At 67.4% G+C, this 20,497-nt stretch carries 22 protein-coding genes; 11 read left to right on the forward strand and 11 right to left on the reverse strand.

Annotated features, from left to right (window positions below; translation table 11 throughout):
- Positions 1-32: 32 nt before the first annotated feature.
- Both recQ and I6J77_RS12955 read right to left on the reverse strand, forming a co-directional pair.
- A complete protein-coding gene (recQ, locus tag I6J77_RS12950) occupies positions 33-1,859 on the reverse strand; it encodes a DNA helicase RecQ (RefSeq protein WP_204109303.1) in 1,827 nt (608 codons plus the stop codon).
- Between the two features lie 218 nt (positions 1,860-2,077).
- Positions 2,078-2,419, reverse strand: coding sequence for an MGMT family protein (locus I6J77_RS12955; protein ID WP_204109304.1), 342 nt, complete (start codon positions 2,417-2,419; stop codon positions 2,078-2,080).
- A 66-nt stretch (positions 2,420-2,485) separates the two neighbouring features.
- On the opposite strand from I6J77_RS12955, the gene I6J77_RS12960 reads away from it, so the two are divergent.
- Positions 2,486-2,890 carry a hypothetical protein gene (locus I6J77_RS12960; protein ID WP_204109305.1) on the forward strand — a complete coding sequence of 135 codons (405 nt, stop codon included), beginning with the start codon at positions 2,486-2,488 and terminating at the stop codon, positions 2,888-2,890.
- Between the two features lie 12 nt (positions 2,891-2,902).
- Here the strand turns inward: I6J77_RS12960 and I6J77_RS12965 are convergent, their stop codons facing one another.
- Positions 2,903-4,015 carry an inorganic phosphate transporter gene (locus I6J77_RS12965; protein ID WP_204109306.1) on the reverse strand — a complete coding sequence of 371 codons (1,113 nt, stop codon included), beginning with the start codon at positions 4,013-4,015 and terminating at the stop codon, positions 2,903-2,905.
- A 78-nt stretch (positions 4,016-4,093) separates the two neighbouring features.
- Positions 4,094-4,723, reverse strand: a complete 630-nt coding sequence (locus tag I6J77_RS12970; RefSeq protein WP_007805738.1) for a DUF47 domain-containing protein — start codon at positions 4,721-4,723, stop codon at positions 4,094-4,096.
- A 146-nt stretch (positions 4,724-4,869) separates the two neighbouring features.
- Here I6J77_RS12970 and I6J77_RS12975 point away from each other — a divergent pair, with 146 nt between their 5' ends.
- The gene (locus I6J77_RS12975; protein ID WP_056717061.1) at positions 4,870-6,192 is read left to right on the forward strand and encodes a hemolysin family protein; all 1,323 of its coding nucleotides are present in this window, start codon (positions 4,870-4,872) and stop codon (positions 6,190-6,192) included.
- 62 nt (positions 6,193-6,254) lie between these two features.
- Here the strand turns inward: I6J77_RS12975 and I6J77_RS12980 are convergent, their stop codons facing one another.
- Positions 6,255-7,013, reverse strand: a complete 759-nt coding sequence (locus I6J77_RS12980; protein WP_204109307.1) for an RNA methyltransferase — start codon at positions 7,011-7,013, stop codon at positions 6,255-6,257.
- Between the two features lie 113 nt (positions 7,014-7,126).
- Here I6J77_RS12980 and I6J77_RS12985 point away from each other — a divergent pair, with 113 nt between their 5' ends.
- Positions 7,127-7,930, forward strand: a complete 804-nt coding sequence (locus tag I6J77_RS12985; protein WP_056717059.1) for an inositol monophosphatase family protein — start codon at positions 7,127-7,129, stop codon at positions 7,928-7,930.
- 150 nt (positions 7,931-8,080) lie between these two features.
- Here the strand turns inward: I6J77_RS12985 and I6J77_RS12990 are convergent, their stop codons facing one another.
- The 4 genes from I6J77_RS12990 to I6J77_RS13005 form a co-directional block, all read right to left on the reverse strand.
- The gene (locus I6J77_RS12990; RefSeq protein ID WP_204109308.1) at positions 8,081-9,256 is read right to left on the reverse strand and encodes a hypothetical protein; all 1,176 of its coding nucleotides are present in this window, start codon (positions 9,254-9,256) and stop codon (positions 8,081-8,083) included.
- Between the two features lie 92 nt (positions 9,257-9,348).
- Positions 9,349-10,044, reverse strand: a complete 696-nt coding sequence (gene hda, locus I6J77_RS12995) for a DnaA regulatory inactivator Hda (protein ID WP_204109309.1) — start codon at positions 10,042-10,044, stop codon at positions 9,349-9,351.
- The gene (locus I6J77_RS13000) at positions 10,041-11,216 is read right to left on the reverse strand and encodes an AI-2E family transporter (RefSeq protein WP_056767135.1); all 1,176 of its coding nucleotides are present in this window, start codon (positions 11,214-11,216) and stop codon (positions 10,041-10,043) included. The genes hda and I6J77_RS13000 overlap by 4 nt, the downstream gene beginning before the upstream one ends.
- Positions 11,217-11,220: 4 nt before the next feature.
- Complete coding sequence (locus I6J77_RS13005) at positions 11,221-12,204, reverse strand: DUF2066 domain-containing protein (protein ID WP_056767137.1); 984 nt, start codon at positions 12,202-12,204, stop codon at positions 11,221-11,223.
- Between the two features lie 165 nt (positions 12,205-12,369).
- On the opposite strand from I6J77_RS13005, the gene purM reads away from it, so the two are divergent.
- The 3 genes from purM to I6J77_RS13020 are packed head-to-tail and all read left to right on the forward strand — an operon-like array spanning position 12,370 to position 14,811.
- Positions 12,370-13,398 (forward strand): phosphoribosylformylglycinamidine cyclo-ligase, encoded by a 1,029-nt coding sequence (purM, locus tag I6J77_RS13010; RefSeq protein WP_204109310.1) that lies wholly within the window; start codon positions 12,370-12,372, stop codon positions 13,396-13,398.
- Positions 13,399-13,403: 5 nt separating this feature from the next.
- A complete protein-coding gene (purN, locus tag I6J77_RS13015) occupies positions 13,404-14,069 on the forward strand; it encodes a phosphoribosylglycinamide formyltransferase (protein ID WP_204109311.1) in 666 nt (221 codons plus the stop codon).
- A gap of 34 nt (positions 14,070-14,103) precedes the next feature.
- Complete coding sequence (locus I6J77_RS13020; protein ID WP_204109312.1) at positions 14,104-14,811, forward strand: DUF3108 domain-containing protein; 708 nt, start codon at positions 14,104-14,106, stop codon at positions 14,809-14,811.
- A gap of 346 nt (positions 14,812-15,157) precedes the next feature.
- Here the strand turns inward: I6J77_RS13020 and murA are convergent, their stop codons facing one another.
- Both murA and I6J77_RS13030 read right to left on the reverse strand, forming a co-directional pair.
- Entirely contained in the window at positions 15,158-16,417 is a 1,260-nt protein-coding gene (murA, locus tag I6J77_RS13025; protein ID WP_056717052.1) for a UDP-N-acetylglucosamine 1-carboxyvinyltransferase, read from the reverse strand.
- Positions 16,418-16,518: 101 nt separating this feature from the next.
- Positions 16,519-16,758 (reverse strand): BolA family protein, encoded by a 240-nt coding sequence (locus I6J77_RS13030; protein ID WP_007805721.1) that lies wholly within the window; start codon positions 16,756-16,758, stop codon positions 16,519-16,521.
- A gap of 207 nt (positions 16,759-16,965) precedes the next feature.
- Here I6J77_RS13030 and I6J77_RS13035 point away from each other — a divergent pair, with 207 nt between their 5' ends.
- The 5 genes from I6J77_RS13035 to lptB all read left to right on the forward strand — a co-directional run bounded on the left by I6J77_RS13035 (position 16,966) and on the right by lptB (position 20,464).
- On the forward strand, positions 16,966-17,976 hold the full coding sequence (locus tag I6J77_RS13035) for a KpsF/GutQ family sugar-phosphate isomerase (RefSeq protein WP_204109313.1): 1,011 nt from the start codon (positions 16,966-16,968) through the stop codon (positions 17,974-17,976).
- Between the two features lie 73 nt (positions 17,977-18,049).
- Positions 18,050-18,592 carry an HAD family hydrolase gene (locus I6J77_RS13040; protein WP_204109314.1) on the forward strand — a complete coding sequence of 181 codons (543 nt, stop codon included), beginning with the start codon at positions 18,050-18,052 and terminating at the stop codon, positions 18,590-18,592.
- Entirely contained in the window at positions 18,589-19,185 is a 597-nt protein-coding gene (gene lptC, locus I6J77_RS13045) for an LPS export ABC transporter periplasmic protein LptC (protein WP_204109315.1), read from the forward strand. The genes I6J77_RS13040 and lptC overlap by 4 nt, the downstream gene beginning before the upstream one ends.
- Positions 19,148-19,741 (forward strand): lipopolysaccharide transport periplasmic protein LptA, encoded by a 594-nt coding sequence (gene lptA, locus I6J77_RS13050; RefSeq protein ID WP_204109316.1) that lies wholly within the window; start codon positions 19,148-19,150, stop codon positions 19,739-19,741. Before lptC ends, lptA begins: the two co-directional genes overlap by 38 nt.
- A 3-nt stretch (positions 19,742-19,744) precedes the next feature.
- Positions 19,745-20,464, forward strand: coding sequence for an LPS export ABC transporter ATP-binding protein (gene lptB, locus I6J77_RS13055; protein WP_056767152.1), 720 nt, complete (start codon positions 19,745-19,747; stop codon positions 20,462-20,464).
- Positions 20,465-20,497: the final 33 nt, after the last annotated feature.

Here is a 20,497-nt window from a genome sequence, read left to right on the forward strand (position 1 = left end):
TCGGTGACGCCACCGGTGCGCCGCGGCGAAAACTAGTCCGCCGCGTTGATCACCGCGAGGAAGTCGCGGCCGTAGCGCTTGAGCTTGGCCTCGCCCACCCCGCTGACGCTGGCCAGCTCGTCCTCGTTGGCCGGCAACGCCCGCAGCATCGCCAGCAAGGTGGCGTCGTGGAACACCACATAGGGCGGCACGCCCTGCTGTTTCGCCAGTTGGGTGCGCAGCGCGCGCAGTTGGTCCCACATCGGCTGCTCGTAGGCCTCGATGCCCAGGCTGCCGCCATGACGGGGATCGCCGGTGACCAGCTTGCTGTCGCGCCGGCGCCGGGTGGCGCGTTCGGGGCGGGCGTCCTCGCGCAGCCTCACCTGCTTGCCGCCGCTGAGCACGGCGCGGCTGGCGGCGGTGAGGCGCAGCGTGCCGTAGCCTTCGGCGTCCGCTTCGAGCAGGCCGGCCGCCAGCAACTGGCGGAACACCGAGCGCCACTGCTTGTCGTCCAGCTCCGCGCCGATGCCGAAGGTGCTCAGGCGATGGTGGTCGAAGCTCAGCACGCGCTCGCTCTCCTCGCCGCGCAGCACCGCGATGACGTGGCCGGAGCCGAAGCGCTGGCCGGTGCGGTACACCGCCGACAATGCCTTCTGCGCGGGCACCGTGGCGTCCCAGGTTTTCGGTGGCGCCACGCAGTTGTCGCAATGGCCGCAGAGGCCGGGATAGCTTTCGCCGAACGCGCCCAGCAGCAGCTGGCGGCGACAGTCGATCGCCTCGGCGTAGGCCAGCAGGGATTCCAGCTTCTGCCGCTCGACCCGCTTGCGCTCGTCGGCCGATTCGGACTGCGCGATCATCTGGCTCATGGTGACCACGTCGGACAGGCCGTAGATCATCCACGCCTCGGCGGGCAGGCCATCGCGGCCGGCGCGTCCGGTTTCCTGGTAGTAACCCTCGATGCTGCGCGGCAGGTCCAGATGCGCCACGAAGCGCACGTCGGGCTTGTCGATGCCCATGCCGAAGGCGACCGTGGCCACCATCACCACGCCGTCCTCGCGCAGGAAACGCTGCTGGTTCTTCGCACGCGTGGCTGCATCCAGGCCGGCGTGGTACGGCAGCGCCTCGATGCCCGATTCGGCCAGCCACGCGGCGGTGTCGTCCACCTTGCGCCGGCTCAGGCAGTACACGATGCCGGACTCGCCCTCGTGGCCGAGCAGGAACTCGCCCAGCTGGCGCTTCGCGTTGTGGCGCTGGCCGACCCGGTAGCCGATGTTGGGCCGGTCGAAACTGGAGACGAATTGCCGCGCGTCCTGCAGTGACAGGCGCTCGACGATTTCCTCGCGGGTGCGCGGATCGGCGGTGGCGGTAAGCGCGATGCGCGGCACGTCGGGGAAGCGCTGGTGCAGGATCGCCAGTTCGCGATATTCGGGGCGGAAGTCGTGGCCCCATTGCGACACGCAGTGCGCCTCGTCGATCGCGAACAGCGCCACTTCGGTGCGTTCGAGCAGGTCGAGGAAGCGTGAGGTCAGCAATCGCTCCGGCGCCACGTAGAGCAAATTCAGCTCACCGGCCAGCAGCTGCCGCTCGACCTCGCGCTGCTGGTCCCCCGCCAGGCTGGAATTGAGAAACGCCGCCGCCACGCCGGCCTCGCGCAAGGCGTCGACCTGATCCTGCATCAGCGCGATCAGCGGCGACACCACGATGCCGGTGCCTTGGCGCAGCAAGGCGGGGATCTGGTAGCACAGCGACTTGCCGCCGCCGGTGGGCATCAATACCAGTGCATCGCCGCCCTCGCCCAGATGCTCGACCACCGCCTGCTGCTGGCCGCGAAAACTGGGATAGCCGAAAACGCTTTGAAGAATGTCGAGGGAAGTAGGCATTCCGGGAATGCTAGCAAATGCAGGGGCGCCGCTTCGCGCAAGCGGGTGTGCGCGGGACACGCGAGGGCGTGTGGGTTGGCGATGACAGGGGGCTTCTCCCCTCCCGTGGGCGGAGAGAAGAGGCGAAGGCAAGGGGCGCTTTGGCTTGTTGGCGCTTCCCTCTCCTCAATCCTCTCCCGCAAGCGGGAGAGGAGGCGAAGGCAAGAGGCGCTTTGGCTTTATGGGAGCGGGGGGCCCCACAGCGCGTGGTCGAGATCGGCGTCGAGGCCGAAACGCGACGGGGGGACGCGGCCGTTCTTTACCTCGACGCCTTCGGCGCGCAGGCGGCGCGACTGTTCGCGGAAGCCGCGGCTGCCCGGCGGCATCGCGATGTGCCCGCTGGAGCGCAGCACGCGGTACCACGGCAGTTCCATGCCGTCGGGCACTTCGCCCAGCAGCCGACCGACCAGGCGCGCGCGACCGGGCAGGCCGGCGCGCGCGGCGATCGCGCCGTAGCTGGCCACGCGTCCTTGCGGAATGGCGGCGATGGCGGCGTAGATGCGGGCGGCGGCATCATTCATGGTTCACGCGACGCAGGGGAATCCGTGTCAGAGTAGCTTCCGACCTTCGCCAGCGGAAGCCGCACCATGCGCCACTTCGAAGCCGTGCGTTCCCACATCGGCAGCCTGCACGAGCTGCGCCACAACGACCCCTACCTGATCAGCTTCGACCTGCAGCTGGCCCAGGATCGCTGCCAGGGGATCTACCTGGCCGAGCTCGAGGACGAGGCGGGACGACGCTATCTGCGCATCTCCACGCCGGTGGGTCCGCTGGCCGGCACCGACCCGAACCGCTGCCTGCGCTTCAACTGGCAACAGCGCACCGGTTTCCTCGCGGTCGCCGACCTGGACGGCTCGCCCTACCTGCACCTGTGCGAAAACCGCCCCTATGAATTCCTCGACCAGGCCGAGCTGCAACGCGTGGTCGGCGAGCTGGGCACGCTGGGCGACGAACTGGAACAGCTCATCGCCAACAGCAGCGATTCGCTGTAGCCGAAACTTCGTTCAGGACACCAGCCGGAACAGCAGCACCAGGCCGTAGGCCAGCAGCGCGGTGATCGGCAGGGTCAGCATCCACGCCCACACCATCCGCTCCACCACCGACCAGCGGATCGCGTTGAAACGCTTCGCCGCGCCCACGCCCATGATCGAGGCGGACACGTTGTGGGTGGTCGACACGGGAATGCCGAACACCGACGCCACCAGGATCACCATGGCGGAACTGGTTTCGGCGGCGAAGCCATTGATCGGGTGCAGCTTGACCATCTTGTGGCCCAGCGTCTTGATGATGCGCCAGCCACCGCCGGCCGTGCCCGCGGCCATGGTCAGTGCGGACACCACCTTTACCCAGACCGGGATTTCGAAACCGCCGGCCGGATTACCGTCGATGCGCAGGAAGCCCAGCCAGTGCGGCAGCTGGTCGAACTGGTGGGCGGCGGTGCCGCCGGCCAGCGCCAGCGCGATGATGCCCATGCTCTTCTGCGCGTCGTTCATGCCGTGCGCCACGCCCATCGCGCCAGCCGACAGGATCTGCGCCTTGCCGAAGAACGCGTTGACGAACGGCGTGCGCCCGAATCGGCGCAACCAGCCCTGCCGGTTGGCAAACCAGGCCAGCAGTGCGTACAGCGCCCCCATCAGCAGGAAGCTGATGACGAAACCGCCCAGCGGCGACAGCACCATCGGGATGATCACCTTGGGGATCACGCCGTGGCCCTTGAGCACGCTGCCCTCGACCCAGATGACCGAATCGAAGTTGTTGCCAGACGCGGCGATCGCCGCACCGACCAGCGAACCGACCAGCGCATGGCTGGAGCTGGACGGCAGGCCCAGCCACCAGGTGATCAGGTTCCACACGATCGCCGCCAGCAGCGCGCAGATCAGCAACTGCGAACTCATCTCGATGACGCCGGCATTGATCAGCCCCGAGGCGATCGTGGCAGCCACCGCCGTGCCCATGAACGCGCCGACCAGGTTGGTGCCGGCCGCCATCAGCACGGCCTGCCCCGGCGTCAGCACCTTGGTCGCCACCACGGTGGCGATCGAGTTGGCGGTATCGTGGAAACCGTTGATGTAGGTGAAGGCCAGCGCGATCACCACCACCGCGATGACGATGCTCATGGGCGTTCACCGCAGCTGGGGGAAATCCCGCACGGCGTCGCATGCCGGGTTGCAATGCACAGGGTCACGGGCGTGGCCTCAGGAGTTCTTCAGCACGATCGAATAGACGATGTTGCCGACGTCGCGGCACTTGTCGATGGCCTTCTCGATCAGCTCGAACAGATCCTTGGACAACATCGCCCGCATCACGTCGCCGCCCTCCACGTACAGCGTGCGGTACGGCGCCAGCAGCATGCGGTCGCCTTCGGACTCCAGCGCCTGCAGGCGATCCTGCAGCTTCTTCACCGGGTCGATGCGCAGGCCGCGGCGCAGCTCGTGCACCATCTGCACCACCACCGCGCTGGACTGTTCCAGCACCAGCGCGCGCTGGGCGAAATCCACACCGACCAGGCGCCCGGCCACGATCTCGTAGCGCTCGGCGAACTTCTCCACGGTCTTGGGAATCTTGTACAGAGCGGAGTTCAGGGCCTCGATGTCCTCGCGATCCAGCGCGGTCACGAAGGTGTTGACCAGGCCTTCGCTGATCTGCGCAGCCAGTTCCTTTTCGCGCGCCCGGGTCACCGCGAACGCGGCCATCACCTGCTCGGCGCCCGGCCGGGTCAGCAGTTCGTGCAGCGCCTTGGCGCTTTCGTGGGCGGTCTCGGCGCTCTGTTCGAGCAAACCGTAGAACTTGTCGCCTTTGCCGAAAATCGTCTGCAGTGAAAACATGCGGGCCACGCCTGATCGAACGGAATGACCGGGATGTTACAGGACTGCCGTGCTGCCCTGCATCAATCCGCATCCATCGGCGGGGTGATGCGCAGGGTCAACACCACTTACACTGTGCCCATGCACCCTCCCCCATCATCGCCGCGATGCTGACCCAAATCGCGCTCGTCCTCGTCCTGGCCCTGTGCAACGGCTTCTTCGCGCTGTCGGAGATGGCCCTGGTGGCTTCGCGCAAGAGCCGCCTCAAGCAGATGGCCCTGAACAGCCGCAAGGCAGCCGCGGCATTGCGCCACGCCGAGGCGCCGGAGCATTTCCTGTCCACCGTGCAGGTCGGCATCACCCTGGTCATGCTGATCACCGGCGCGATCGCCGGCGACGCGCTGGGCGGCCACATTGCCGCCGCCCTGGAGGGCACGCGCCTGACCTGGCTGCTGCCCTACGCGCGGATCATCGGCATCGTGCTCGGCTTCGTGCTGATCTCGTACATCCAGATCGTGTTCGGCGAGCTGGTGCCCAAGCGGCTGGCGCTGGCCTCGCCGGAGAAGGTGGCCTCCTACGTGGCCATCCCGATGCTGGTGCTGTCGCGGATCACCGCGCCGTTCGTGTGGCTGCTGAACCATTCCAGCAACCTGCTGCTGCGCATGTTGCGGGTCAACCAGCTCGGTAGCGGCATGGTCACCGAGGAGGAGATCCGCCTGCTGGTGGCCGAGAGCGCCGAACAGGGCGTGCTGGACCCGGATGAGCACAACATGGTGAACCGGGTGCTGCGCCTGGGCGACCGCACGGTGGACAGCGTGATGACCCCGCGCATGCGCATCGCCTGGCTGGACATCGCCGGCACCCGCGAGGAAAACATCGAGGTGCTGCGCGAAACGCCGTATTCGCGCTACCCGGTCTATCGCGGCGACGAGAGCGACGTGGTCGGCGTGGTCGAGGTCAAGCGCCTGCTGCACAGCTTCGCCGAAGGCATGCCCGAACTGTTCGAACACCTGTCGAAACCCCTGTTCGTGCCCGCCGCCGCCCGCGCGCTGGACCTGCTGGAGGAATTCCGCGACGCCGAGACGCCGCTGGCCCTGGTGGTCGACGAGTACGGCGACATCGAGGGCGTGGTCACCGTCAACGACCTGCTGGCGGCCGTGGTGGGCGCCAGCCAGATCGGCCACGGCGGCGGCAACGAGGCCAGCCCGATCATGCAGCGCGCCGATGGCAGCTGGCTGATCGACGGCAGCCTGCCCACCGACGACCTGCGCGAACTGCTGCAGATCAGTACGCTGCCGGGCGAGGACGAACACGATTTCCGCACCGTCGCCGGCATGGTGATGACGGCGCTGGGTCACGTGCCGCAGACCGGCGAAGTGTTCGCCTGGCACGGCATCCGCTTCGAGGTGGTCGACCTCGACGGCGCCCGCATCGACAAGCTGCTGGTCACGCCGGCACCGTCGCTGGAACCGTCCGACGACGAGCAGTAAGGCAAAGAGCACCCCACCCCGGCCCTCCCCTGCTGCACTAGGGGAGGGAGCAAGCAAGCTACTTACCGATCTTTCGCCAGCCCGGCCATCCGCTGTGCGTCCGCCAGGATGCCGTGCAGCACGCGCAACTCGCGTTCGTCCGGCTGGGCGCGCTGGAACAGCTTGCGCAGGCGCAGCATGATCGTGGTGGGTTCGCGGCCCTTGTGGAATTCGATGTCGTCCAGGGTCTGCCCCAGGTGGCGGTAGAACTGCTCCATCTGCGCGGCGTCGGCCGGCGGCTCGTCGTGCTCGGGCGGTGGCGCGGGCAAGTCGTCGCCCAGCAGCGCCAGGCGCACCTCGTAGGCCATCACCTGCACCGCCTGCGACAGGTTCAGCGAACTGAAGTCGTCCACGCTGGGAATCCGCACCATCGCGTGGCAGCGCGCCAGTTCCTCGTTCTCCAGCCCGGTGCGCTCGTTGCCGAACACCAGCGCCACCTGCTCCCCGCGCATCGCCGCGGCCAACACCCGTTGCGCCGCCTCGCGGGGGGAAACTTCCGGCAGATTCACCCCGCGCCGGCGCGCCGACAAGCCCAGCGCCAAGCTGGTGCCGGCCAGGCCATCGACCAGTTCGCCGTGGATGCCGGCCCCGGCCAGCACGTCGTCCGCGCCCGCAGCCAGCGCGTTGGCCTCCGGGTCGGGGAAGCGGTATGGCGTCACCAGCTCCAGTCGCTGGAAGCCCATCGTGCGGATCGCCCGCGCCGCGCTGCCGATATTGCCCGGATGCGAGGTGCGCACCAGCACGTAACGGATGCGGGCGGCGAGGTCGTGGAGATCGGTCATGCGCTGGGCGGATTGGCGGTGCGGGTCGACAAGGATAGTGGACAAGGGCGCCCGGGGCTCGCCTCTGCTAGAATCGCCGGCCGCAAACCCGCTCTCTTCCAAAGTCGATACCCATGGCCAGACCACACGTCACGATCGCGGCGCGCGCCGCGCGTTCAGCAGGCAATGTGATCCTGCGCTACATGAACCGCATCGACGGGCTGAACATCGTCGAGAAGCAGCAGATGGACTTCGTCTCCGAAGTCGACAAGCTGGCCGAGGCGGAAATCATCAAGGAACTGCGCCGCGCCTATCCCGACCACGCGATCCTCGCCGAGGAAAGCGGCGCGATCGGCAAGGGCCCGCTGACCTGGGTGATCGACCCGCTGGACGGCACCCACAACTACCTGCGCGGCATCCCGCACTTCAGCGTCTCCATCGCGCTGCTGGAAAAGGGCGTGCCGATCCACGCCGTGGTGTTCGACCCCCTGCGCGACGAGCTGTACACCGCCAGCAAGGGCGACGGCGCCTACCTCAACGACCGCCGCATGCGCGTGTCCAAGCGCGAGAACCTGGGCGGCGCGATGATCGCCACCGGCTTCCCGTACCGCCAGCGCGAACACCTGGTGCCGCAGCTGGACATGACCCGCGCCATCCTCGGTCAGGCCGAGGACATCCGCCGCTCCGGCTCCGCCGCGCTCGACCTGGCCTACGTCGCCGCCGGCCGCTACGACGGCTACTTCGAGATCGGCCTGAAGCCGTGGGACATGGCCGCCGGCGTGCTGCTGGTGCATGAAGCCGGCGGCCGCTACTGCGACTTCGCCGGCCGCGACGGCATCCCGGAAAGCGGCAACATCGTCGCCGGCAACCTCAACGTGGCCAAGGCGATGGTCGACGCGATCGGGCAGCAGGCGACACCGGCACTGCTCAAGGCCTGAGCCTGAATTTGCGTTTGCGAGATGTTCGAACCCGACACCTGATCTCGAAGCCTCGAAAGAGGCTTCGACCAGTCCTCCAGTCGCGGCACCGTGATGCACGGTTGCGCCAAGATTCATGACTAACACGGCCCGGGGCTTTCATGCCCAGGCTCAATAGAGAAAGATAGTTGTGCTTCCCTCAATCCGGTCGATCCGGACTTGATTCCAGCGATTCACGCCATAAACGCGATAGTCGCGCGCACCATCTTCATCTTGTATGTGGACGCAGGCATTCTCTTCGCGATGATCAGGCAGGCAAGCGATCGTGTGCACCTGCCGGATTTCCTGCAGGGAGCTGCCGGGTATTGCCGCTGCCATGTCTTTTTCGCGCCAGTGGACATCAATGACCTGATTGGCGAACGGACCATGTCGGTTTAGCACGTCCATGTAGCGCGCTACCTGGACTGCGGTTTGGGCATCCGGCGCGGGAAAGAAGTCTCGCGTCGTCGCCTGAGCCGCACAACGCGCGTCGCCTGGCAGACTCGCTGCAGACTCGGGTGCCCCATATAGATCGGCAGGCGCCCCGAAACGCCACGTCTGTGTACGGGATTGGACATTCCCTTTCTCATCCAGCGTGATATCAACCCACCGCGCTCGGCATATCCCTGGCTCGCGGATGTCGGCCCTGGCGCGTTCGTAAAATGTCAGTTTTCCGAACGATCCCATATACCGGGGACGCAACGCGTCCACCACGTCAGCTCCTTCGCTACCCAATAACAGGTGAGCCAGGACCGGCAATGGAAGTAACCGCGCTGCCCGATGGCTCAACGGAAGCGTAGCGTCAACACCTGACTCCGATGCTTTCGAACCGCAGAGTGCAAATGGTTGGGAGAGGTAACGACGATCGTACTTGTCGCGCAACTCGATGCGCAGGGTCTTGGCGTAATCCTCGGGCCTGACATCATCCAGCAACGCAATAGCCGTTCCATCATCGTGTCCGGCAATGCTGGCATGGTCGGCGATATCCACCACGGGGACCGGCAAGCCGGGAGACAGGCGCCTGTCCACGACATGGCTTTCGCCACTGACATCGAGCACGCTGTAGGCGCTCCAGATCAGCACCGGAGGATCCCTGACGTTTCCCGAAACATCGAAGCGAAGTGGATGCGCGCCAAGATTGCGGATATGCAGGTCCACCGCCACGTTCGATGCGTATTCCCCGCAACCCGATATCTGTGGCGCAGCGACGATCTCGATCAATTCGGGGTCAACCGGACGAACGCATCCGCTCAAGCCGAGAACTATCGCCAGGGAAATCCATCCTGCGCAATAAAACAGCCGATACATATGCGTCCTTGGAAGCCAGAGGGTCCGAACCATCATCCATTAGTCGTCTCCGATTTCGGCAGCAAGCCGCAAACCCCGGAAACCAACAGGCTTTATCCCAATTCGCGCAGGAAGCCGCGCAAGAACGGCACGGTGATCCGCCGCTGCGCCGCGAGCGAGGCCTGATCCAGCTTGTCGAGCAGGTCGAGCAGCGCGCCGAGGTCGCGGGCGTAGCGGGCGAACAGCCAGTCCAGCACGCTGTCATCCAGTTCGATGCCGCGTGACGCGGCTTGCGCTTTCAGCACCATGCGGCGTTCGTCGTCGTCCAGCGGTTTCAGCGCGAACTGGGTGCAGGCACCGAGGCGCGAGCGCAGGTCGGGCAGTTCGATGCCGAGCCGGGTGAGCGTGGCGTCGGCGGCGAACAGCAGGGCGCTGCCTTCGGCGCGGGCGCGGTTGTAGAGGTCGAACAGCGCGTGTTCCGCGTCGCGGTTGCCGGCAATGGCGCCCAGGTCGTCCAGCGCCAGCAGTTCGCTGCCGGCGACGCCGCGCAAGGCCGCGGCATGGTCGGCGATCGTCGCCAGCGGCAGGTATTGCACGCGCCGTTCGGCGGCGATGGCGGCCTGGCAGGCGGCCATCAGCAGATGGCTGCGGCCGCTGCCGCTGGCGCCATGCAGGTAAACCCACGGTGCACCGGGCTGCAGCGCCAGCGCATGCACCGCGGCCAGTGCGGCGGCATTCGCGCCGGCGTGGAAGTGTTCGAAGCGCTGCCGACGCGGCCAGCGCAGCGCGAGCGGCAACTGCGGGATCATGGCGTGGACGAGTCGCCCGGCGATGCCACGTCGACCGCGGAAGTCTCGACCTCACCATCGCGGTGCACGGCCACATCGACCTCGGCGATCACCGGATCGTCTGGCCCTTCCTCGTTGTACAGCTCGCTCATCCGGTAGCGTTCGATCAGGTAGCGCAGCAGCACCATGATCACCGACGCCGCCGGCAGCGCCAGCAGCACGCCGAGGAAGCCGAACAGGTAGCCGCCGGCCAGCACCGCGAACATCACCGCCACCGGGTGCAGGCCGATCTTGTCGCCGACCAGCTTGGGCACCAGCACGTAGCCTTCCAGCAACTGGCCGACCGCGAACACGCCGCAGACCAGCAGCACGTGGGTCCAGTCGCCGTACTGCACCAGCGCGGCAATGATCGCCGCCACGAAGCCGATGATGAAACCCAGGTACGGCACGAAGCTGAGCAGGCCGGCGACCATGCCGATCAGCAGGCCCACCTGCAGCCCGACCATGCCCAGGCCGGCGCCGTAGAAGACGCCCAGCGCCAGCATCACCAGCAACTGGCCGCGCACGAAGGCGCCGAGGATCTTGTCCGACTCGCTGGCCAGGTGCGCGATGGTGGGCTGGATCGAGCGCGGCAGCATGCCGTCGATCTTGGCCACCAGCCGATCCCAGTCGCGCAGCAGGTAGAACGCCACCACCGGGATCAGCACCAGGTTGGTCAGCGCCATGGCGATGCCCAGGCCCGAACGCGAGACCTTGCCGATCACCGCGGTGGCGACGCCGCCGATCGAACCGATGTGTTCCTTGATCGCCGTCAGCATCCGGTCGCTGTCGAAGGTGTGCGGGTCCAGGTGCAGTCGCGCCTGCAGCCACGGCCACACGGTGTTCTGCGCCCAGTCGCCATAGCGCGGCAGGTTGCCGACCAGGTTCTCGACCTGGCGCGCGATCAGCGGGATCAGCAGCAACAGCACGCCGACCACCGCCACCAGGATCACCACGAACACGATCGTGGCCGCCCACATCCGGTTGAGGCCGAGCCGCTCCAGCCGGTCGGCCAGCGGGTCGCCCAGATAGGCCAGCATCGCGGCCACCGCGAACGGCATCAGCACCGGCGCCAGCAGCCACATCAGGTAGCCGATCACCAGCACGATCGCCAGCAGCTGCCAGCGCCGCGAAATGTCCCTGTCCTGATTCATCCCGTCACCTCAGCCAGCGCAGGTTCGCGTCGGCGCCCGGATGCGGTTCGCCCTGCAGCAGCAGATGGCCGCCCGCGGCGAGGTTGGCGGCCAGCGCACTGATCGGAACCGCTGCCTTGATGTCCAGCAGCACGGCATCGTTCTGCGCGCCCAGGGTCAGCACCTGTTTCACCGTCGGGTCGTCCTGCAAGGTGGAGATCAGCCTGGCGTAATCCATCGCGCTGTCCAGCCCGCTGACCCACAGCTTGCCCTCGCTGGGGCCGGCGCCAATCACGTTGAGCTGCTTGCCCAGCCGGTCGACCAGGCCGTTGCCGGCATCGCCCAGCAGGCTGTCCGCGCTCGCGCCCTGCGCAGTCCAGTGCTGGGCCTGGCCGCCGGAAATCAGCGTCCAGTCCGCGCTGTTGCCGGCGAGCTTGCCCAGCAGGACCAGGCCGGTGCGGTACTGCTGGTTGACCCCGGCCAGGGCCGCCGGGTCGGCAGCGGCGATCTTCGCCGGATCAGGCGCGCTGGCCGCATCGGGATACACCACGTTGATGCCGCGCGCGTTGGCACTGGCCGCCAGGCTGGCCAGTGCCGTCTGGTCGAGCAGATGACCATTGCCGTCCTGCACCAGCAACAGCACGGGCGGCTTGATGCCCGCGCTTTGCACGCCCAGCTTCGAGACCAGCCGGCGCACCGAACCGGGCTCGAAATCCACGTTCAGGATCAGCCCGGTGGCGGCGCGCTGGTACTGGAATTTCTGCACCATGGAGGTGGCCTTGCCCAGGGCATCTGCGTAACCGGCGTTGCTGCGCAGGTCCTGCCCGCCGGCGACCCGCGTCAGCACCTGGGCCAGCGCGGTGGAGAACGCCTGGTCGCGCTGGGCGTCGCTGGTGTCGGCCACCGGTACCACCACCGAATACGGCGAGCCGGCGAGCTGGGCATGCAGGGACGGCAAGGCGGCAAAAGCCAGCAGCAAGGTGAGCATCAGCAGGCGGGACAGGCGCATGGGGCAGGCATCTTCTTGGAGAAATCTCCCGGAAGTCTGCCCAATAGTGTCCCCAGCGTCCATCGCGGTGGTGTCGAAGCCGGCGAAGGCGAACGGCAACGGCGCCACAAGCTGGTAAACTTGCGCGTTTCACCCACGCCGCAGATCCTGACCAAGGTCCTCGCCATGTCTGACGCCCTCACCTACCGCGCCGCCGGCGTCGATATCGATGCCGGCAATGCGCTGGTCGAACGCATCAAGCCGCTGGTCAAGCGCACCCTGCGGCCCGAGGTGATGGGCGGGCTGGGCGGCTTCGGCGGCCTGTTCGACCTTTCCGGCCGCTACAGGGAGCCGGTGCTGGTCTCGGGCACCGATGGCGTGGGCACCAAGCTGAAGCTGGCGCAGATGCTGAACCGCCACGACACGATCGGCATCGACCTGGTCGGCATGTGCGTCAACGACGTGCTGGTGCAGGGCGCCGAGCCGCTGTTCTTCCTCGATTACTTCGCCACCGGCAAGCTGGACGTGGACACCGCCGCGGCCGTGGTCGGCGGCATCGCCACCGGCTGCGAGCTGGCCGGCTGCGCCCTGATCGGCGGCGAGACCGCCGAGATGCCGGACATGTATCCGCCGGGCGAATACGACCTGGCCGGCTTCACCGTGGCCGCGGTGGAAAAGTCGCAGATGCTGACCGGCGACGCGATCGTGGCCGGCGACGTGGTGCTGGGGGTGGCCTCCAGCGGCCCGCATTCGAACGGTTACTCGCTGGTGCGCAAGATCCTCGATCGGGCGGGCAGCCCGCTGGATCTCGACCTCGGCGGCGTGAAGCTGGTCGACGCGCTGATGGCGCCCACCACGATCTACGTGAAGCCGATGCTGGAATTGCTGAAGAATGAAACCGTCCACGGCATGGCCCACATCACCGGTGGCGGCCTGAAGGAAAACATCATTCGCGTGGTGCCTGACGGCCTGGGCATCGCCTTGCAGGCGTCGGCCATCGTGCTGCCGCCGGTATTCGACTGGCTGATGCGCGAAGGCAACGTGGCGCGCGAGGAAATGTGGCGCACGTTCAACTGCGGCGTCGGCTTCACCGTGATCCTGCCGCGCGATGCGGTGGCCAGCGCGTCCGCGTTGCTGGCCACGCACGGCCTGGCCAGCTCGGTGATCGGCGAGATCGTGCCCACGCAGGGCGACGAGCGCGTGCATATCGGCTGATCCGTTTGGCCTCCGCACCCGCCAAGGTCGCCGTGCTCGCCTCCGGGCGCGGCAGCAATCTCGCCGCCCTGCTCGACGCGCGTGCGCGTGGCGAACTGCCAGTCGAATTCGTGCTGGTGGGCAGCGACAAGGCCGCCGCCGGCGCGCTGCGGCTGGCCGAAGCCGCCGGCATCGCCACCCTGGCGCTGGACCCGCGCAGCTACGCGGATCGGCGCGCGTTCGATCTCGACCTGTTCGAACGAATCACCGACAGCGGCGCCGAATGGCTGGTGCTGGCCGGCTTCATGCGCATCCTCGACGGCGAGGCGCTGCGACCGTGGGCGGGGCGCATCATCAACATCCATCCCTCGCTGCTGCCGAAATACCGGGGCCTGCACACGCATCGTCGCGCGCTGGAAGCCGGTGACGCCGAGCATGGCGCCAGCGTGCATTTCGTCACTGCCGAGCTGGACGGCGGCCCGGTGATCGCCCAGGCGCGCCTGCCGATCGTGGCCGACGACGACGAACAGTCGCTGGCCCAGCGGTTGCTGCCGCTGGAACACCGCCTGCTGCCGGCGGTGCTGGCCGACCTGGCCCACGGTCGACTGCAATGGGACGGCCACGGCCCACGCTTCGACGGCCAGTCGCTGGCGATGCCATTGCAACTGGGCGAGCACGGGCTGCAGCCTTAAAGCAGGTTCAGCCCGGCCTGCGCAGACTCGGCGCATGACTATCCGATCCCTGCTCGCTCCCCTGCTCGGCCTTGGCCTGCTGTTCGGCAGCCACGCCGCCGCAGCCACCCAACCCCAGGCCTTCACCGCCACCTACGACGTGCTGCAGGGTGGCCAGCCCATGGGCGTCGCCACGATCCGGTTGCGCGCGGCCGGCGACGGCCAGTGGATCTACAGCAAGGACGTCAAGGGCACCGGCGGACTGGCCGCCCTGCTCGGCGCCAGTGTCAGCGAAACCTCGCGTTTCCGCTGGAAAGGCGACGTGCCCGAGGCGATCAGTTACGACTACCTGATGCAGGCTGCGGTAAAGCAGAAGCAGCGCCACTTGGTGGTGGACTGGGCGAACAAGCAGGTCAGTGTCGACGAGGGCAAGGGCGCACAGAGCTATCCCGCCAGTCCCGGCATGGTCGAACGCAACACCCTGGCGCTGGCGCTGGGGTTGGCGCTGCGCGACGGCAAGCAGCAGATCGCCCTGCCGGTGGCGGTACGCCAGGAAGTGCAGACGCAGAACTTCAAGGTCAGCGGCAAGGAAACCGTCAAGGTACCCGCCGGCAGCTTCGACGCCGAGCGCATCGATCGCACCGACGCCGACCGCGGCTTCAGCGCCTGGTACGCCCCCGACCGCTACCCGCTGCCGGTGAAACTGGCCCAGCACGACGGCGGCGACCTGGTGCTGGAACTGGTGAGTTACCACGCCGAGTAAGAGCACGATAAACCCGCCGTCCCGGCAAACCACGGCCCCGGCAACCCCGTAGCCCCGAGAGCACCTTGATCCCTCCCCCTGCTCGCAGGGGGAGGAAGGGAGGGGGTAGCTCAGGCCCTCGCAGAAAATGAGCGGAACCAGCGGGGGTAGCTCAGGCCCTCGCGGAAAATCAGCGGAACCCGCGGGCTAGCCCAAGCCCTCGCGGAAAACGGGCGGAACCCGCGGACTAGCCCAAGCCCTCGCAGAAGATGGGCAAAAGGAAACAGGTAGCCCAGCCCCCTCACCGAAGATCAAGCGCCCCCACCCCGACCCTCTAGCTGCGCAGATGAGGGAGCAAGACGAAAGATCAGTTCGGCAGACGCCGGATCTTCGCGCCAAGCACGCCGAGCTTCTCCTCGATGTTCTCGTAGCCGCGATCGATGTGGTAGACGCGGTCGACGGTGGTGTCGCCCTTGGCCACCAGGCCGGCCAGCACCAGGCAGGCCGAGGCGCGCAGGTCGGTGGCCATGATCGGCGCGCCGCTCATCCGGGACACGCCCTGGATCACCGCGGTGTTGCCTTCGAGCTGGATGTTCGCGCCCAGTCGCTGCAATTCCTGCGCATGCATGAAGCGGTTCTCGAACACCGTCTCGGTCACCACGCCGGTGCCTTCGGCCACGCAGTTGAGCGCGGTGAACTGCGCCTGCATGTCGGTGGGGAACGCGGGGTATGGAGCGGTGCTGATGTTGACCGCCTTTGGCCGACGGCCGCCCATGTCCAGCTCGATCCAGTCGTCGCCAGTGGAGATGTGCGCGCCGGTCTCCTCCAGCTTGGCCAGCACGGCCTCCAGCGAGCTGGCCCGCGCATGGCGGGCACGCACCTTGCCGCCGGTCATCGCGGCGCCGACCAGGTAAGTGCCGGTTTCGATGCGGTCGGGCAGCACGTCGTGCTGGGCGCCGTGCAGTCGTTCGACGCCATGGATCACCATGGTCGAGGTGCCCACGCCCTCGATCTGCGCGCCCATCGCGATCAGGCAGTGCGCCAGGTCGACCACTTCCGGCTCCTGCGCCGCGTTCTCGATCACCGTGGTGCCCTGCGCCAGCGTGGCAGCCATCATGATGTTCTCGGTGCCGGTGACGGTGACCATGTCCATCACGATGCGTGCGCCCTTCAGCCGCGATGCCTTCGCCTTGATGTAGCCGTTTTCGACCGTGATCTCGGCGCCCAGCGCCTGCAGGCCGCGGATGTGCTGGTCGACCGGACGCGAGCCGATCGCGCAACCGCCCGGCAGCGAGACCTCGGCCTGGCCGAAGCGCGCCACCAGCGGCCCCAGCACCAGGATCGAGGCACGCATCGTGCGCACCAGGTCGTAGGGCGCCACGCAGGTGCTGGTGGTGCGCGGGTCGACGTGCATCTTCATGCGGTCGTCGAGCACCAATCGCACGCCCATCTGGCCGAGCAGCTCGATGAAGGTGGTGACGTCATGCAGGTGCGGCACGTTGCCGATGCTCACCGGCTCGTCGGCCAGCAGGCACGCGGCGAGGATGGGCAGCACGGCGTTCTTGGCGCCGGAAATGGCAACCTCGCCGTTGAGTGGCGTGCCGCCGCTGATCAGGATTTTGGCCATGGGTGCAGGGAATCGGGAATGGAGAATCGGGAATGGGAAATCGAAGGAGCCGAGGTCGGGCGCGGAACTGGACGGAATGGCTTTTGACCATTCCCCAGTCCCTATTCCCTGTTCCCGGCCTCTTCCGGAGTCAGTGTCTTCAGCGCCAGCGCGTGGATCGCACCGCCCATCAGCTCGCCCAGCGTGGCGTACACCAGCCGATGCCGGGCCAGCGGCAACTTGCCGCCGAACTGGCTGGCCACCACGGTGGCCTCGAAATGCACGCCATCGGCGCCGCTGACCTCCGCCTTTGCACCGGGCAGGCCCTGTTCGATCATCGCCTGGATGCGGCTGGAGTCCATCGGGTAGTGTTCCATGAGGTGGTCGGGCCAGCCGGAAGGCGGATTCCCGCTGGATCGGAATCCTTTGTGCTGGCTTATGACGTTAAAATGGGAAGATGCCATGGTAATGGAAATACGCTGGCGCAGAAATGACGAGGGCTCGGCAGCAGGCGGAACCGGCCCGCTTTCCATCGCCCTCCGTGTCCCCGCCACCTTGCCTGAGCCCCCATGAACGCACGCACCGCCCCACCCCTCCCGACCTCGCTGGATGCCGACCTGGTCACCCGTAGCGCACGCACGGTGGTCGCCACCGAAGCGGCCGCCGCGCTGGCGCTGGAATCGCGGATCGGGCCGGAGTTCGTCGAGGCCTGCCGGTTGATCCTGGGCTGCAAGGGCCGCGTCGTGGTCAGCGGCATGGGCAAGTCCGGCCATATCGGGCGCAAGGTCGCCGCCACCCTGGCCTCCACCGGCACCCCGGCATTCTTCGTGCATCCGGGCGAGGCCAGCCATGGCGACCTCGGCATGATCCTGCCGCAGGACGTGGTGCTGGCGCTGTCCTATTCCGGCGAGACCGACGAACTGCTGCTGATCCTGCCGGTGATCAAGCGCCAGGGCATCCCGCTGATCGCGATCACCGGACGCCCCACCTCCTCGCTGGCGACCCAGGCCGACGTGCACCTGGACGGCAGCATCTCCAGCGAAGCCTGCCCGCTGGGCCTGGCGCCGACCACCAGCACCACGGTGGCGCTGGTGTGGGGTGACGCGCTGGCGATCGCCCTGCTCGAGGCGCGCGGGTTCACCTCGGACGACTTCGCCCGCTCGCACCCGGCCGGTGCGCTGGGCCGCCGCCTGCTGTTGCACATCAGCGACGTCATGCATACCGGCGACGACGTGCCGAAGGTCTCGCCCGACGCCGGCATCACCGCCGCCCTGGTCGAGATGACCCGCAAGCACCTGGGCATGACCGCCGTGGTCGACGCCGATCAGCGCCTGCTGGGCGTATTCACCGACGGCGACCTGCGCCGCGCGCTGGACGACGAAGGCGTGGACCTGCGCGGGGCCACCGTGGCCGAGCTGATGACCCGCGGTCCGAAAACCATCGGCGCCGACAAGCTGGCGGCCGAGGCGGCGCAGCTGATGGAGAAATACCAGATCCACGCCCTGCTGGTGGTCGACGACGAACAGCGCGTGGTCGGCGCGTTGAACATTCATGATCTGCTCCGGGCGCGTGTGGTCTGATCCCGATTTGCCCTGGCAAATCGGAAAGCCGGCAAACCCGCCTTTCGAGGCTTTTCACAGCAACCATGGACTCATGCCTTACCTCGCCAACCTCTCCGCCGACATCCTCACCCGCGCCGCGAAAATTCGCCTGGCCGTGTTCGACGTGGATGGCACGCTGACCGACGGCCGCCTGTGGTACGGCGAGGACGGCCGCGAAACCAAGGTCTTCCACGTGCATGACGGCCTGGGCCTGAAGCGGCTGCAGGCGAACGGCGTGCAGGTGGCCATCATCACGGCACGCATCAGCCACCCGGTGTCGCTGCGCGCCGAGGAACTGGGCATCAGCCACGTCTACCAGGGCCAGGGCGACAAGCGCGGCTGCCTGCAGCAATTGCTCGATGCCCTGCAGCTGACGCCCGAACAGGCCGCCTTCGTCGGCGACGACCTGCCCGACCTGCCGCCGATGCACATCGCCGGGCTCGCCGTGGCGGTGGCCAACGCCCACCCCTGGGTGGCCGAGGCGGCGCACTGGCAGACCACCCGCAGCGGCGGCATGGGCGCGGCGCGCGAGGCCTGCGACCTGATCCTGCACGCCCAGGGCAAGAGCGACGCCGAACGGGAGCGCTGGCAGTGAGCCTGCGGCTGTGGCTGCGCGACCGGCGCCTGCCGGCCGCGACCATCGCGATCGCGCTGGCCGCCGGCGTCGCCCAGATCCTGCTGTGGTGGTTCGGTCCGGCGCCCAGGACCAACGACTTCGTGGGCCCGCCCCGCTCGGGCTACACCCTGACCGACGCCCGCATGACCGAGTTCAACGCCGAGGGGAAGCCCAGCTTCCACCTGCAGTCGCCGCACCTGGAACGCCGCGAGGGAGACGACTCGCTGTACCTGAATTCACCCACGTTCCAGCTGCCGGCGAACCAGGCCGGCGTACCCGACTGGCAGGGCGAATCGTTGTATGGCTGGGTCAACAAGAGCGGTACCGAACTGAAGCTGCAAGGTCCGGTGGACATGCGCCGGGCAGCCTTCCGCGACGCGCCCGCCGCACAGATCCAGACCGCCGACATCACCGCCTGGCCGAAACAGAACCGGCTGGAAACCGCCGCGCCCGCGCAGATGGTGCAAGGCGGCACTAGAATCAGCGGCATCGGCATGCGCGCCGACCTGAATGACAAACACCTGGAGCTGCTCGATGACGTTCATGCCACCTTCCCGCCGCGCAAGCGCTAGGTTCGCGCTCGGCATTGCCGCTCTGGGCCTGCTCGCGGCACAACCTGCCCTGGCGAAAAAGAGCGACCGCCAGCAGGAAATGCACGTCGGCGCGAAACATTTCGACGGTTTCCAGAAGCCCAACAGCGTCAGCACGCTGAGCGGCAGCGTGGTGATCACCCAGGGCACCCTGAAAGCCACCGGGGCGCAGGCCAAGGTGTATTTCGACGGCGACAGCCAGATCAGCCGCGTGGTGATCACCGGCAGCCCGGCCCATCTCGAGCAACTGGACGAGAACAACAACCTGGTGTTGGGCGACGCCGCCACGCTCGACTACGACAACCTCAAGGGGATCGCCGTGCTCAGCGGCAACGCCTCGATCACCCAGAAGGGACGTGGCGACGCCCACGGCGACAAGCTCACCTACAACACCGAGACCAGCCAGATGACCGGTGAAAGCAACGGTGACGGCCTGGTCCACATGACCTTCAAGCCCAAGGCGAAACCTGCCGACGACGCGGCGCCCGCCGCATCCTCGAGCGCACCGGCCAAGCCGGCCACGCAGGGACAGCCGTAACCGATGCTCTCCGCCGAAGGTCTGCAAAAGAGTTTCAAGTCGCGCCAGGTCGTGCGCGAATTCGGTTTCTCGATCCGCGAGGGCGAAGTGGTCGGCCTGCTCGGCCCCAACGGCGCGGGCAAGACCACCTGCTTCTACATGGTGGTGGGACTGATCGAGGCCGACGCGGGCAGCATCAAGCTGGACAAGCTCGACATCACCGGCCTGCCGATGCATGCGCGCGCCAAGCTCGGCATCGGCTACCTGCCACAGGAAGCGTCGGTATTCCGCCGGCTCAGCGTGTCCGACAACATCATGGCGGTGCTGGAACTGCGCGACGGCCTGACCGCGCAGCAGCGCGAGACCGAACTGGAAAGCCTGCTGGACGAGCTGAAGATCGCCCACATCGCCGAACAGAAAGGCATCAGCCTGTCCGGCGGCGAGCGGCGCCGGGTGGAAATCGCCCGGGCGCTGGCCGCCAACCCCCGTTACATGCTGCTGGACGAACCGTTCGCCGGCGTCGATCCGATCTCCGTGGGCGAAATCCAGCGCATCGTGCGCCACCTCAAGGAACGCGGCATCGGCGTGCTGATCACCGACCACAACGTGCGCGAGACCCTGGGCATCTGCGACCGCGCCTACATCCTCAACGAGGGCGAAGTGCTGTCGCGGGGCACGCCGGCGCACATCCTGGCCGACGACAAGGTGCGCGAGGTGTACTTGGGCCGCGAGTTCCGACTCTGAAAAAGCTGTCGCGGCATCTTTCGGCGCCACGGG

The organism is Rhodanobacter sp. FDAARGOS 1247 (assembly GCF_016889805.1).
Lineage (GTDB): Bacteria > Pseudomonadota > Gammaproteobacteria > Xanthomonadales > Rhodanobacteraceae > Rhodanobacter.